The organism is Actinokineospora terrae (genome assembly GCF_900111175.1).
Classification (GTDB): domain Bacteria; phylum Actinomycetota; class Actinomycetes; order Mycobacteriales; family Pseudonocardiaceae; genus Actinokineospora; species Actinokineospora terrae.
Genome location: NZ_FOGI01000009.1, coordinates 151,214 through 164,301 on the forward strand (window position 1 = coordinate 151,214; position 13,088 = coordinate 164,301).

Annotated in this window: 10 protein-coding genes; 8 read left to right on the forward strand and 2 right to left on the reverse strand. The window is 73.1% G+C overall.

Annotation, left to right across the window (positions count from 1 at the left end; genetic code table 11):
• Positions 1–3: 3 nt before the first annotated feature.
• From BMY07_RS21565 to phoU, 8 genes are all read left to right on the forward strand, one after another.
• A complete protein-coding gene (locus tag BMY07_RS21565) occupies positions 4–891 on the forward strand; it encodes a phosphotransferase family protein (RefSeq protein ID WP_092781578.1) in 888 nt (295 codons plus the stop codon).
• A gap of 87 nt (positions 892–978) precedes the next feature.
• Positions 979–1,656, forward strand: coding sequence for a hypothetical protein (locus tag BMY07_RS21570; protein WP_143073585.1), 678 nt, complete (start codon positions 979–981; stop codon positions 1,654–1,656).
• Between the two features lie 97 nt (positions 1,657–1,753).
• Positions 1,754–2,266 (forward strand): O-acetyl-ADP-ribose deacetylase, encoded by a 513-nt coding sequence (locus BMY07_RS21575; protein WP_092781584.1) that lies wholly within the window; start codon positions 1,754–1,756, stop codon positions 2,264–2,266.
• Positions 2,267–2,276: 10 nt separating this feature from the next.
• A complete protein-coding gene (gene dusB / locus BMY07_RS21580) occupies positions 2,277–3,410 on the forward strand; it encodes a tRNA dihydrouridine synthase DusB (protein ID WP_092781587.1) in 1,134 nt (377 codons plus the stop codon).
• Complete coding sequence (locus BMY07_RS21585; protein ID WP_092781590.1) at positions 3,410–3,856, forward strand: hypothetical protein; 447 nt, start codon at positions 3,410–3,412, stop codon at positions 3,854–3,856. Before dusB ends, BMY07_RS21585 begins: the two co-directional genes overlap by 1 nt.
• Positions 3,857–4,020: 164 nt before the next feature.
• Positions 4,021–4,953: a GGDEF domain-containing protein gene (locus BMY07_RS21590; protein WP_092781593.1), complete on the forward strand. Its 933-nt coding sequence runs from the start codon at positions 4,021–4,023 to the stop codon at positions 4,951–4,953.
• A 230-nt stretch (positions 4,954–5,183) separates the two neighbouring features.
• Positions 5,184–9,848 carry an LCP family protein gene (locus BMY07_RS35915; protein WP_092781598.1) on the forward strand — a complete coding sequence of 1,555 codons (4,665 nt, stop codon included), beginning with the start codon at positions 5,184–5,186 and terminating at the stop codon, positions 9,846–9,848.
• A 70-nt stretch (positions 9,849–9,918) separates the two neighbouring features.
• Positions 9,919–10,584: a phosphate signaling complex protein PhoU gene (phoU, locus tag BMY07_RS21600; protein WP_092782248.1), complete on the forward strand. Its 666-nt coding sequence runs from the start codon at positions 9,919–9,921 to the stop codon at positions 10,582–10,584.
• A 55-nt stretch (positions 10,585–10,639) separates the two neighbouring features.
• On the opposite strand, the gene BMY07_RS21605 is transcribed toward phoU, so the two are convergent.
• Both BMY07_RS21605 and BMY07_RS34460 read right to left on the reverse strand, forming a co-directional pair.
• The gene (locus BMY07_RS21605) at positions 10,640–11,401 is read right to left on the reverse strand and encodes an ESX secretion-associated protein EspG (protein ID WP_092781601.1); all 762 of its coding nucleotides are present in this window, start codon (positions 11,399–11,401) and stop codon (positions 10,640–10,642) included.
• 6 nt (positions 11,402–11,407) lie between these two features.
• Positions 11,408–13,084, reverse strand: coding sequence for a hypothetical protein (locus BMY07_RS34460; RefSeq protein WP_177215694.1), 1,677 nt, complete (start codon positions 13,082–13,084; stop codon positions 11,408–11,410).
• Positions 13,085–13,088: the final 4 nt, after the last annotated feature.

A 13,088-nucleotide genomic window follows, 5' to 3' on the forward strand; every position in this document is an offset into this window, starting at 1 on the left:
CGGGTGGACATCGAGACGTGGCAGTCGGCGGCCTGGCAGGCCGGCGCCGTGGACTGGCTCGACGAGCGACTGGCCGACGCGGGGATCACCCGGGTCGGCCCGCTGGCCGAGCGCAAGGTGCGGTCGTGGGCTGGGGTGTTCACGGCCCCCACCACCGCGGGACCGGTGTGGCTCAAGGCAGCCAACCCGCACATGGCGGCGGAGGTCCGGCTCTACGAGGTGCTGCACGCGGCCGTGCCGGAGCGGGTGCTGGCGCCGATCGCGACCGACCCGGCGCGCGGCTGGCTCGTGCTGCCCGACGGCGGGCCGACGCTGGCGGAGATGGGCGAGATGGTCGACTACCTGCCCGCGTACGGGCAGATGCAGCGCGACCTCGCCCCGCACACCGACGCCGTGCTGGCGGCCGGGGTGCCCGACATGCGGCCGTCGCGGATGCCGGAGCGGTTCACGGAGGCACTCGCGGTGGTCGACGACGTACCAGCCGACATCGCCGCGATGGGGCCGAAGGTCGCCGAGTGGTGCGCCCGTCTGGCCGAGTCACCGGTGCCGGTGAGCATTGACCACAATGACCTGCACGCGGGGAACTTCTTGCGGGACGGGCGTTTCTACGACTGGGGCGACAGCGTGGTCGCGCACTCGTTCGCCTCGATGCTGGTGCCGTTGTCGCTGCTCGGCACCGATGGCGACCGGGGCCGCGACGCGTACCTGGAGGCGTTCACCGACCTCGCGCCGCGCGCCGAGCTGCTGGCGGACCTGGCGCTGGCCTGCCGGGTCGGCAAGATCGCCAGGGCGCTGACCTGGCACCGGGCCCTCGCCGGGCACGGCGGGCCGTGGGCCGACGCGCCACGGGCCCACCTGGTTGCCTTGGCGAAACCGTCCTTTTTCGACTGATTCGCCACTACGATCCCGGCGACGGCGCGGAACCGGGTCGGGGGGATGGCCGTCTATCCCGATGACTTCGACCCAGAGGGGGCAGACATGGCGGACATCGAATACCGCTTCGGTACCGGGGAGAGCGCCCCGAACGTGCACCACGGCCAGGCGGACGCGGACGTGGACGGCGACGGCACCAACGACGCCATCGCGGTCGACTTCGACGGCGACGGCCGCTACGACGACCGCATGTGGGACTCCGACGGCGACGGCGTCGCCGACACCGCGCTGCTCGACTACAACGACGACGGCGTCGCCGAGTCCGCCTACAACGACCCGACCGGGCTGGGCACCTGGAACGAGAAGGGCATCGGCGGCGACGAGGCGGACACGCACCCGACCACCCCGGACGCGCCCGCGAACGACCAGACCCAGGACGTGCCCAGCGACGTCCCGGACGACGGCGCCGACCTGCCGCCCGCGCACCCGACGACCGACGACCGCTCGACCGACATCGAGGACGGCGGCTTCGAGAACCAGCCGACCGACGACACCGCCGTGGACGACGGCAGCGGGCCCGACGACAACACGGTCGAGGACGGCAGCGGGCCGGACGACAACACCGTCGACTCGCCGTCGGACGACTCGACCTCGGACGGCGGTTACGACGACCCGAACAGCACCGGCCTCGACGACTCCGGCCTGGACGACGGCTACGACTCGTGCTCGCCGGACGACTCCTCGGAGGCCACCGTCTCGGACTGGTACTCCGAACTGTCCTGACCGGCGGGCCCTGTCCCACCCCCGGGACGGGGCCACCTGCCGTTCGCTGCGCGAGAACCCTGGCCGTGTCCGCCGGGGGATCGGCCAGGCTGGACCCATGACCCGACTGGAGATCGCCCTCGGCGACATCACCGAGGAACACGTCGACGCCCTGGTGAACGCCGCGAACGAGTCCCTGCTCGGCGGTGGAGGTGTCGACGGCGCGATCCACCGCGCCGCCGGACCCGCCCTGGCCAGGGCGGGCGCCGCCCTCGCCCCGTGCGCCCCGGGTGACGCCAAGGCCACCCCCGCCTTCGACCTCGCCCCGGTCAAACACGTCATCCACACCGTCGGCCCGGTCTGGGAAGGCGGCCGGTTCGGCGAGGACGACACCCTGGCCTCCTGCTACCGCCGCAGCCTCGCCCTCGCCGACGAACTCGGCGCCAACACCCTCGCCTTCCCCGCCATCTCCACCGGCGTCTACCGCTTCCCCGTCGACCGAGCCGCCCACATCGCCATCACCACGGTCCGCTCAACCCCCACCACAGCCACCCTGATCAGGTTCGTCGCCTTCGACCAGGCCAACTACGACGCCCTGAGCACCGCACTGGCCGAGAACCCGAACAGCTAGCCTGGGCCTCGTGTCTGCTGTTGCCTCCTCGTTCCGGATCGGGCCCTATGTGGTGAGTCCGGCGGTGGTGCTCGCGCCGATGGCGGGGATCACGAATGTGGCGTTCCGGCAGTTGTGCCGGGAGTTCGGGAGTCCGACCTCGGTCTACGTGTGCGAGATGGTGACCGCGCGGGCGATCGTCGAGCGGGACTCGAAGACGATCGAGATGATGACCTTCGGGGCGGACGAGCACCCCAGGTCGTTGCAGCTCTACAGCGTCGATCCGAAGAACGTCACCGACGCCGTCACGATCATCGCGGGCGAGGGGCTGGCCGATCACCTGGACATGAACTTCGGCTGCCCGGTGCCCAAGGTGACCCGCAAGGGTGGCGGCGCTGCACTGCCCTACAAGCGGCGGTTGTTCGCGGAGATCGTGCGGGCCGCGGTGCGGGCGGCGGGGGACATCCCGGTGACGGTGAAGTTCCGGGTGGGGATCGACGACGAGCACCTCACTTATCTCGACGCCGGGCGGATCGCGGAGGCCGAGGGCGCGGTGGCGGTCGCGTTGCACGCGCGGACGGCGGCGCAGCGGTACTCGGGGGAGGCTGACTGGTCGCGGATCGCGCGGCTCAAGGAGGCTGTGACGGGCGTTCCGGTGTTGGGCAACGGCGACATCTTCAGCGCCGACGACGCGCTGCGGATGATGCGGGAGACCGGGTGCGACGGGGTCGTGGTCGGGCGGGGGTGCCTGGGCAGGCCGTGGCTGTTCCGGGAGCTGCACGCCGCGCTGACCGGGCAGCCGGTTCCGGTGGGGCCGACGTTGGGGGAGGTGGCGGCGATCCTGCACCGGCACGGCGTGCTGCTCGCCGACCACATCGGCGAGGAGAAGGGCCTGCGCGACCTGCGCAAACACATGGCCTGGTACCTGCGGGGCTTCCCGATCGGGGCCGACCTGCGCCGGGCGTTCGCCATGGTGTCCGGGTTGGCCGAGCTGGAAGACCTGCTGGGCAAGCTCGACCACGACGCGCCGTACCCCGCCGAGGCCGAGGGGCCGCGCGGGCGGCAGGGGTCGCCGGGGCGGGTGGTGCTGCCCGAGGGGTGGCTGGACGACCCCGAGGACGCCGCCGTGCCCGAGGGTGCCGAGCTGATGCACTCGGGGGGCTGATGCGCGCGCTGCCTGGCGTCCTCCTGGTCCTGCTCGCCGCGGCCGGGTGCGCCACCACGGTCGAGGGGACGCCGGTGCCCGCGGCGGGGGTCACCTCCGGGCGGGACGTGGTCAGCAAGTACTTCACCGAGCTCAACGAGGCCGGTGCGGACGGCGCGAGCGCGCAGCGGGACTTCCTGCGGCGCACCCAGCACCCCGACTTCGACTCCCAGTGCGAGCTGGGCAACCTGACGCTGCGGATCGAGCCCGCGCTCTCGACCCTGCGCACCGACCCGAAGTGGAAGCCGGAGAAGTCCACCAAGACCCCGCGCGGCACCGTCTACGTCGTGGGCGTGTCGGTGCGGATCCGGCGCGACAGCGCGACCCTGGCCGAGCAGATCGGGTCGCAGCGGGTCGTGGTGCTCGACGGCAGGGCCTACGGCTTCACTCCCTGCCCGACCCGGTGACTCCGAACGGGTGATACCGAGCGTGCGCGGATCGCGACCGCCGTGCTGGTCAGTCACTTGTTTGGAGCAGCGTGGGGTCCACCAGTAGGGGGAATTCCTGCGTCCATGCGTCCCGGTCGCTCAAGCGCGGCGTCATTCCGGACGACACACACGTACGTAGGGAGGTGACCGCGGTGGCCGTTCTGGGACGAGGTGTCGCCAAGCCCGAGCCCGACCAGCGGGACAGCCCGTGGCGGGACCACCGGGTCAGCGAGCCGACGGTGCCGCTGCGCCACCCGGCGATCACCGAGCGCACCGAGAACCCGGACGACCCGCCAGCGGACACGGCCAACCTGGTCAGCCTGCACGAGTCGATCGCGGCGCTGCTCGCCTCCCGCGGCCAGTACCGCCAGGCGTACCAGCACCTGCGCTCCGCGCTCGACCTGATGTCGGAGATGAGCGCCCCGCCGCAGATCCCCGAGCAGTTCCGCCGCGAGGTCGACCGGCTGCGCCGCGAGCACGCCGAGGCGCACGAGCAGAGCATCCGCGACAGCCTCACCGCCAGCTACAACCGCCGCTACCTCGACCAGCGGCTGGTCGACCTGGTCGCCGAGCAGGGCACCGCGAACGGGCTCGCCGTCGCGCTGGTCGACCTGGACTGGTTCAAGCAGGTCAACGACACCTTCGGCCACCTGGTCGGCGACCGCGTGCTGCAGCGCGTGGTGGAACTGCTGCAGGACGGGCTGCCCGACGGCGGGTTCTGCGCGCGCTACGGCGGCGAGGAGTTCGTGCTCGTGCTGCCCGGGATCGACCAGAACGCCGCGGTCGAGATCGCCGAGGCCGCGCGCGGTCGGGTCGAGCGGTACCCGTGGTCGAGCCTGGTGCTGGGGCTGCGGGTCACGGTGAGCATCGGACTGGCGCACGAACCGGCCATCCGAGTGGCGGACAACACACCGGCGGCTCCGGAGCGTCAGCTCCGCGAGGCCGATGCCCTGCTCTACACGGCGAAGCAGTCCGGGCGCAACGCCGTCGCATATCTGCTGGAGGGCACCGCTCACCTGGCCGGAGCGGCGGCGGGCAGGCGCGCGATCGTCACACCACGAGCGTCAGCGCGATAAGTACCTCGCCCGACCGGGGCTACCCTGATCGGGCTAGAGCCATGCGCGGAACTCCGTACTGATAGTGAACGAAACCCGGTCTGCCATCGTCACGAGGGACAGCCATCCGTACTATCGCTCCGGCAGCGTGACACGATCGGGTAGGCAACCGAACGCGGCACGGCAACGTGTTGATAACCAACCGACAACGGTTCGCACACAGCGGAGCCTCTCGAGGGAATGGAGCACGGGTGTCCGACGACCACGACCGCGCCCCTGGCTCCTCGTCCGGCGGCAAGCGCCGCGCCCCGGAACCAGCCGAGCAGCCGCGACGCAGGCGCCGGTCGATGGAGGGTGCGGGCGGGGTCAGCGTCTCCGACCTGGTCGAGCGGCACAGCGGCTCCCGGTCGAACCTGATGCCGATACCCGAGGCGGACGAGCCGGACGAGGTACCGAGACACCAGGGCGGCCGCCGCGCCGCCCAGGAGCCCGCCTCCCGGCACTCCGCCGCCCGAGAGCACGCCGCCGCCCAAGAGCACGCTGCCCGGGACGGCGCCGAGCCGGACGTGCACCGCAACGTCATCAGCTCCGGTGGCCGCCGCAGCGCCCCCGAACTCCCCGCGCCCGAGCCCCCGCCGCCGCCGCGCCAGGAACCCCCGCGCGCCGAACTGCCCCGGCGCAGCCGGACCGCCACGCACGCGGTCCCCGCCGACATCCTCGCGCAGTCCACCGGCCAGCCCGTCGAGCGCGCGCCCCGGCCGAAGCGGGACGACGACGAGCGCCCCACCTCGGTCGCCGACCTGCTCGGCCCCGCGGCGAGCACCGGGAAGCGGGCCAAGAAGGAAACGTTCGCCGAGTCCGCGAGCCGCGGCCGCGCCGACGCCAGGCGCTCGCTGCCCGGCAACCCGCCGCCGCCAGTCGCCCGCCACGCCGACGAGCCCGCCACCGGCCGCCGCGCCCGTCAAGACCCGGTGGTCGACGAGCCCGCACGCCGCGCGCGGCCCGACTCGGCACTGGACGAGGCCACGCCCTCGGAGTCGCGCCCCAGTCCCGAGCCGCGCCGCGGGATCCCCGAGGCCTTCCGCCGCACGAGGCCCGACTCCGGTTTCGCCGAGTCCCCCGAGCAGAGCGGACAACCGCGCCGGGGCAGGCCCGAGTCGGCGCTGGACGAGCAGACGCGGTCCGACCGGCACCGCCCGACGTCCGGTGAACCACTGCGTCGCCCCAGCTCGGTTCCCAGCGAGCCGACCCTGTCCGAGCGGTACAGCCGCGCGCTGCCCGACTCGTCCCGGCCCGACCGCCGGTTACCGGAGTCGGCTCTCAACGAGCCCAACCGGTCCGAGCCCGTGCGCTCGGCGCTCAGCGAGCCGTCCCGGTCGGAGCCGCGGCGCGGCCCGGCGCACCCGGTCGGCACGCCCGACTTCCCGCTCGACGACCGGCAGGTGGGTCGCCCGTACTCGGAGAACCGGCCGCCGTCACCCGGGCGCCGCGGACCGCAGGAGCCCGTGGGCCGCCGTCAGCCCGGCGGCCGGGTTCCCGAAGGTCCGCTGGACGCACCGCAGGGCACCGGCTCGCACCCGGCCCCGGGCAGGCCCCGCGACCTCGACCACCCGCTCGAGTCACCGCGCGGCACCGGCTCGCACCCGGCCCCGGGCCGCCGCCCCGCACCCGCGCCGACCGGCCAGCACCCGATCCCCGGACCCCCGCACGCCACCGGCCAGCACCAGGTCCCCGGCCCCCAGGCCGCAGGCCCCCGCCGCGCCCAGCCGGACCAGGCCATCCCCGGCCGCACGGGTGCCCACCCGCTCCCTGACGCACCCGGACGCCCGGACTCTCGGTTCGTCGAGCACGACGTGCCCGGCCGCAACGGCCGCCCAGACCCGCGCCGAGAGCACGACGCCGCCGGGCGACAGCCGAGTGCCGGGATAGACCCGCGGCGCGAGGGTGATGGTCCGGGCAGCAATGGTCACCCTGATCCGCGTCGAGCGGGCCAGGCCTACGACGCTGCCGGGCGCAACGGCGGGCACCCGATCACCGGGCCGGACGTACCTGGCAGCGGCAGTCGGCCGGATCCGCGTCGGTCCCGACCGGAGCAGAACGCGGCCGGACGCAACGGCGCCCCCGGTGCCGATCCGCGCACCGGTGCGCACCCCCTACCCGGGCGGACCGGGTCGCATCCCCTGCCGAGCCCGGACGCCCGCCGCACCGGTCCGGAACACGACGGCCGCAACGGTGCGCCTCGCACCGGCGCCCACCCGATCCCCGGACCCGACGCCCGCCGACCCGAACACGACGTCCCCGCCCGCAACGGCCACCCGGACGCCCGCCAGCCCGGTCCGGAGCAGAACATGCCCGGCCGCACCGGCTCCCACCCGTTGCCCGGTGTCGACGCGCGCCGACCCGAGCACGACGGCGCCCCGCGCACCGGCCACCCGGACACCCGCCGACATGGTCCTGATCAAGATGTGCCCGGCCGCACCGGATCGCACCCGGGTCCCGGTCTCGACGTCCGCAGGCCCGAGCCCGAAGGCCCCGGTCGCAACGGCCACCCGGATACCCGGCAGCCCGGCCCGGGTCAGGACGTGCCCGGCCGCACCGGCTCCCACCCGATCCCCGGACCCGACGCGCGCCGACCCGAACACGACGTCCCGGCGCGCAACGGCTACCCGGACGCCCGCAGGCCAGGTCCGGCGGACCAGGACGTGCCCGGTCGCACTGGGGCGCACCCGATCCCCGGACCCGACGCGCGGCGACCCGAGCACGATGGTCCCGGTCGCACCGGTGCGCACCCCGTGCCCGGCCCGGACGTCCGGCAGAACCGCGCCCCGATCCAGGGCCAGCCCGGTTTCCGCGGTGGGCCGCTCGACGGCCCCCAGGGCACCGGCTCCCACCCGATCCCCGGCCGCGGTGAGCCGGTGGAGCAGGGGCGCAGGCTCGACTCGCCGCAGGGCACCGGCAGCCACCCCGTCCCCGGCCCGCAGGGCACCGGGAGCCACCCGGTCCCGGGCCGCGGTGAGTCCAGTGGTGGGCACCCGGTCGTCGAGGGGCAGCCGAAGCCGCGGATCCCCAACCAGCAGCCGCCGGGGCAGTCGTCGATGCCGCCCGCGCCGGACGGGAAGTTGACGCCGCCGAGCGGGGTGTCGCCGCAGGAGCTGGTCGGGCTCACCACCGAGATGGAGCCGATCGGCGAGGCCGTGCAGAAGCGGCGGCGGGTCGACCAGACGCTCGCGCGGTTCTCCAAGGTGCACGACGAGATGCGGGCCGAGGAGAAGGCCAAGAAGTCCAAGCGGATCAAGACGCCGTGGGGCTCCGAGGCGGCCGAGCTCGACGACAAGCTCGACGAGCTCGCTGCCATGCCCGCCGAGCCGACCGTGGTGGTCGAGCCGGTCGACCGCGGGCCGGACGGCGACGCCGACACCGATGGCGACGACGACAAGCCCAAGCGCGGCCGGTGGTCGCTGCTGGCGAAGGTGTTCTCCGGGTCGGCCGCCGTGGTCGTGTTCGCCGCGGCCGGGGTCGGCTGGGGCATCAAGCAGTGGGCCGACAACGCCATCGAGCAGGTGCGCGCGCTCGACCCCGGGTCCGAGTCCATCCAGAACGCGGCAGGCCAGCGCGGCGACGAGAACTTCCTGCTGGTCGGGTCCGACTCCCGCGAGGGCGCCGACGCCGAGGAGGGCGTCGGCAACTCCAGCGACGTGCCGGGGGCCCGCTCGGACACCGTGATGATCGCGCACATCCCGGCCGACCGCAGCCGCGTGGTGATCGTGTCCTTCCCGCGCGACCTGGAGATCAACCGGCCCGGCTGCGAGCGGTTCGACGCGAAGGCGGCCAAGTACACCGGCGAGCAGGTCGAGCCGAAGAAGAACGCGAAGATGAACACCGCCTACCAGGTCGGCGGGCCGCTGTGCGTGACCAAGGTCGTGCAGGAGCTGTCCGGGCTGCAGATCACCCGGTTCGTCGGCATCGACTTCACCGGCTTCCGCGGCATGGTCGACGCGGTGGACGGGGTCAACGTCTGCGTCGAGAAGCCGATGTTCGACACCAAGCTCAACAAGTGGATCGTCAAGGACGCGGGCACCGAGGTGGTGCTGCGCGGCGAGCAGGCCCTCGACTTCGTCCGGGCCAGGCACGTGCGCGGCGACCCGACCTCCGACTACGGCCGCATCAAGCGCCAGCAGCGGTTCCTGTCCTCGCTGCTGCGCAAGGCGATGTCCGGCCAGGTGCTGCTCGACCCGTCGAAGCTGACCTCGTTCACCGGCGAGGTCGCCAAGTCCACCTTCGGCGACAACATCGGCGTCGACTCGCTGATGCAGCTGGGCCAGTCGCTGCAGAACCTGGAGGCGGGCCGGGTCACCTTCATCACCGTGCCCACCGTCGGCACGTCGAACTCGCGCGGCAACGAGGTGCTGCGCAAGGACGACGCGGACCGGCTGTTCCGGGCGATCATCAACAAGGAACCGCTGAGCGGCGAGGCCCCGCCACCGCCCGCGACCGACAACGGCGGCACCCAGCAGCAGGCGGCGCCGCTGCGCGAGCCGGTCGACCCGAAGACGCTCAAGGTGCAGGTGCTCAACGGCGGCAACGAGACCGGCGGCATCGCCAAGCGCACCGCCGAGAAGCTCGAGGCCTTCGGCTTCACCGTGGTCCAGGTCAACCCGACGGCGCCCGTGGCGCGGACCGTCGTGCGCTACGGCAAGGGCCACGAGGCCGCCGCGCAGACCCTCGCCTCCACGATCCCGAACGCCACCATGCAGGAGGACCCGTCGATGTCCGCCGCACTGGTGCTGGTGATCGGCCCCGAGTTCACCGGCCAGGTCGTCGCCCCCGGCACGCCGGGCACGCCCACCCCGACGCCCGCCCCGAAGCCGCTGCCCGACCTGTCCACGGTCAACGGCTCCGATGTGAAGTGCGCTTAGTCGCGCCGCGTTCACCTTCGCTTCACCTGGGGATGGCGCATCTCCGCGAACGGGCCTCTAGGCTGTGCGCATGCGTGAGGCCTACCATCTCGAACTCGGTCAGCTGGCCACCAATCTCGCGGGCATGTGCTCCAAGGTCGCTGATGCGATGGAGCTCGCCACGCGTGCGCTGCTCGAGGCGAACCTGAGCATCGCCGAGCAGGTCATCAGCGGCGACGAGGCGATCGACGACGCCCGCTCGGAGTGCGAGGAGCAGGCGTACGCGCTGCTCGCGCTGCAGGCGCCGGTCGCCACCGACCTGCGGACCGTGCTCGCCGTCATCCACGCCGCGGAGAGCCTGGAGCGGATGGGCGACCTCGCCCTGCACGTGGCCAAGGTCGCCCGCAGGCGGCACCCGGCCCCCGTGCTCCCCGAGCAGGTGCAGGGCTACTTCGCCGAGATGGGCCGGATCGCGGTTGCCCTCGCGCGCAAGGCCGAGGAGGTCATCCACAGCCGGGACGTCGCCGCGGCGCGCGCCATCGAGGACGCCGACGACGAGATGGACGACCTGCACCGGCACCTGTTCACCGTGATCATGAACAAGGAGTGGGAGCACGGCGTCGCGTCCGCTGTGGACGTCACCCTGCTCGGCCGGTTCTACGAGCGCTACGCCGACCACGCGGTGTCGGTGGCCAAGCGCGTCGTGTTCGTGGTGACCGGCCGGATGCCCGGCTCGCTCACCGGCGACGACCTGTAAGACCCCCAAGTCCGCACCGCCCCGCTCGGGTTCGCCCGGGCGGGGCGGTCTCGCGTCACCGCCTCGGTGTCGCGGTGGTGATCAGCTCGTCGAGCTGGCGGGTCAGCCTGGTGGCGTCGGCGGGGGAGTACGTAGCGCGGATAGCGCCGTCTGGCTGGGGCCTGGTCACCGACAGGTAGCGGCCGGACTCGGTGTCGATCCAGCCGACCGTGCCCACCTCCACCTCGCGGCCGTGGCGGCCCTTGCCGCTCACCGAGTAGAACCCGAACCCGGTGCGCGGGCGCTCCAGCATGGTCGCCGCCAGCCGCAGCTGGGTGTCCGAAGTGGACCTGGCGGCGCGGACCGGGCGCACGTAACCGCTCTCCTGCGCCTGCGGGGCCTCGGTCACCATCACCGACTGGCCGGGACCGGCCTGCGCCTTGGGCAGCAGCTCGACCAGCGCCCTGGCCACCGAGCTCGGCGCCATCAGGTCGAACCGGATCGTCTGTCCCTCTTGGACGGCGAGAACCGCTGTCGCGCCGAGGATCGCGGCCCGTGCCCTGATCGGACGGTCTTTCTCGACGGTGCCCATCACCCCGATGCCGACGTCGTGCTCGCTGGTGATCCGCAGCGCCGTCTCGACGTCGTGGTCCACCTCGTCGCGGCCGATGAGTCCACGACCGTAGAGGTCGGTGAACACCGCCTTGGCGATGCGGGCGCGGTCGTCGAACAGCCTGCCGAAGCTGGGCACCTCGAACGGGAACAGCCTCGGGTTGACCCTGAGCACCTGGCCCAGGGTGTCCACCGCGGCCAGCGACAACGTGAACGAACGGGGCATCGAGTGCTATCCGCCGATCACCGGTGGCGCGGTCATCTCGTCGGTGCCGAAGACCTCGTCCGGGTCGGCCTCGACCAGGTACGACGGACGGGTGTGCTCCTCGTCCTCGCCGCCCTGACCACGGCCGCCGCCACCCATCCCGCCACCCATGCCCGCGCCGCCACCGCGACCGGCCGCACCAGCGGCACCGCCGCGGCCCATCGCCGCCTGCTCCGCGGCGAGCGCGCCCGCGCCCGCACCCATGCCGGGGCCGAGCGCGCCGGACCTGGCGCCGAGGCCACCGCCACCGGTGCCCGCACCGCCACCTCCGCCGCCGCCCGCACCACCACCGGCTCCGCCGCCGAAGCCGCCACCGGGGCCGCGTCCGCCGCCGAAACCACCGCCACGGCGGGTGATGTCGTCACCACCGCCGAACGAGCCGCCGGGCATGGGCGCGAGGCCGCCGGGCAGGGTCGGGTTCGGGTTGGGATTGGGGTTCGGATTCGGGTTGGGGAACGGCCTGCCGGGGTTGGTGCCGGGGTCGCCGGGGTTCCAGGTGCCGGGGTTCGTGCCGCCGGGGTTCGTCCCACCCGGGGTCGTGCCGCCCGGGTTCGCACCGCCGCCGGGGCCGGTGCCGGGCTGAAAACCGCCGCCGGGCACCGGGGAGACACCGGTGCCGTTCTCGCCGTGGCCGCCGTTGGGGCGGTAGCCGCCGGTCGGGCTGTCCTTGCCGTTGTGGCGGAGGTTGACGTCCTGGTTGCCGGGGTCCTTGACGCCCTTGCCGTCGTCGAGGGTCTTCGCGTCGTCGCCGGTCGAGTCGCCCATCTGCGGCGGGGCGGCGAAAGCGGGCATCGTCGAGGACGTGCCGAGGGAACTGTCGTAGGTGGTGACGACCCTGGCCGCTTCCTCGCGCGCGTTCTGGCTCTCGCGGTAGTCGTTGACGTACATCGCCGACTTGCGGACCAGGTCCAGCGGGTTCGTGGTCGTCATCAGGTCCCGGCTCGCCGCCGACGCGTCGAACGGCACCTCGTCGGGCATCGAGTTCTTCGCGTCCGCCAGCGCCGTCGACTGCAACCCGGCCTGGGTCCCGGCCAACTGCGCGCTCTGGCCCGCCGTGCCCACCCAGTTGCCGATCCCGACCATGAACAACCGCGCCGAGTCCCCCGCCTCGCCCTTCCAGTCCGCCTGGCTGTCGTTGACCGCCGACGCCACCTCGGACTGGAACCGGGTCATCGCGTTGCCCGCGTTCAGGTACAGCTCACCCATCTCACCGACCTGGTCGGGGTCGACGTCCTGGGTCACCATCGGCTTGAGGTCCCCGTGCGCGAAGTTGGCGTAGTTCGTGCACTGCATCCCCGGCGGCTGCCGCGTGTCCACCCCGGCGGCCAACTCCCGCGCCTGCGCCGACATGTCCTGGTTGTACTGCTGCTCCACATCGCTGTTGCGGTTGAACCGCTTCCACAACCCCGGCCAGAACGGCGCGTCGTCGATGTCCTGGTCGACCTGCTGCTCGGCCCGGTCGTGCACGTCCGCACTCGTGTCGGAGGTGCCCTTGCGGTCGATGTAGAACTCACTGCTGCTGTCGTAGGTCCGGTCGTACCCGGACGCCCCGGGGTCGTAGTTCGGACTACTCGGATCGGAGACGTCCACCGTCCCCGGGTCCCCCCGGTGCGGCGTGTACGCCGTCCGCGCCTGACCAGGCATGACC

Bases quoted from the DNA above. Each gene is read 5' to 3' on its own strand.
- BMY07_RS21570 (WP_143073585.1), top strand. From the start codon at position 979: ATGGCGGACATCGAATACCGCTTCGGTACCGGGGAGAGCGCCCCGAAC.
- BMY07_RS21575 (WP_092781584.1), top strand. From the start codon at position 1,754: ATGACCCGACTGGAGATCGCCCTCGGCGACATCACCGAGGAACACGTC.
- BMY07_RS21585 (WP_092781590.1), top strand. From the start codon at position 3,410: ATGCGCGCGCTGCCTGGCGTCCTCCTGGTCCTGCTCGCCGCGGCCGGG.
- phoU (WP_092782248.1), top strand. From the start codon at position 9,919: ATGCGTGAGGCCTACCATCTCGAACTCGGTCAGCTGGCCACCAATCTC.
- BMY07_RS21605 (WP_092781601.1), bottom strand. From the start codon at position 11,401: ATGCCCCGTTCGTTCACGTTGTCGCTGGCCGCGGTGGACACCCTGGGC.
- BMY07_RS34460 (WP_177215694.1), bottom strand. From the start codon at position 13,084: ATGCCTGGTCAGGCGCGGACGGCGTACACGCCGCACCGGGGGGACCCG.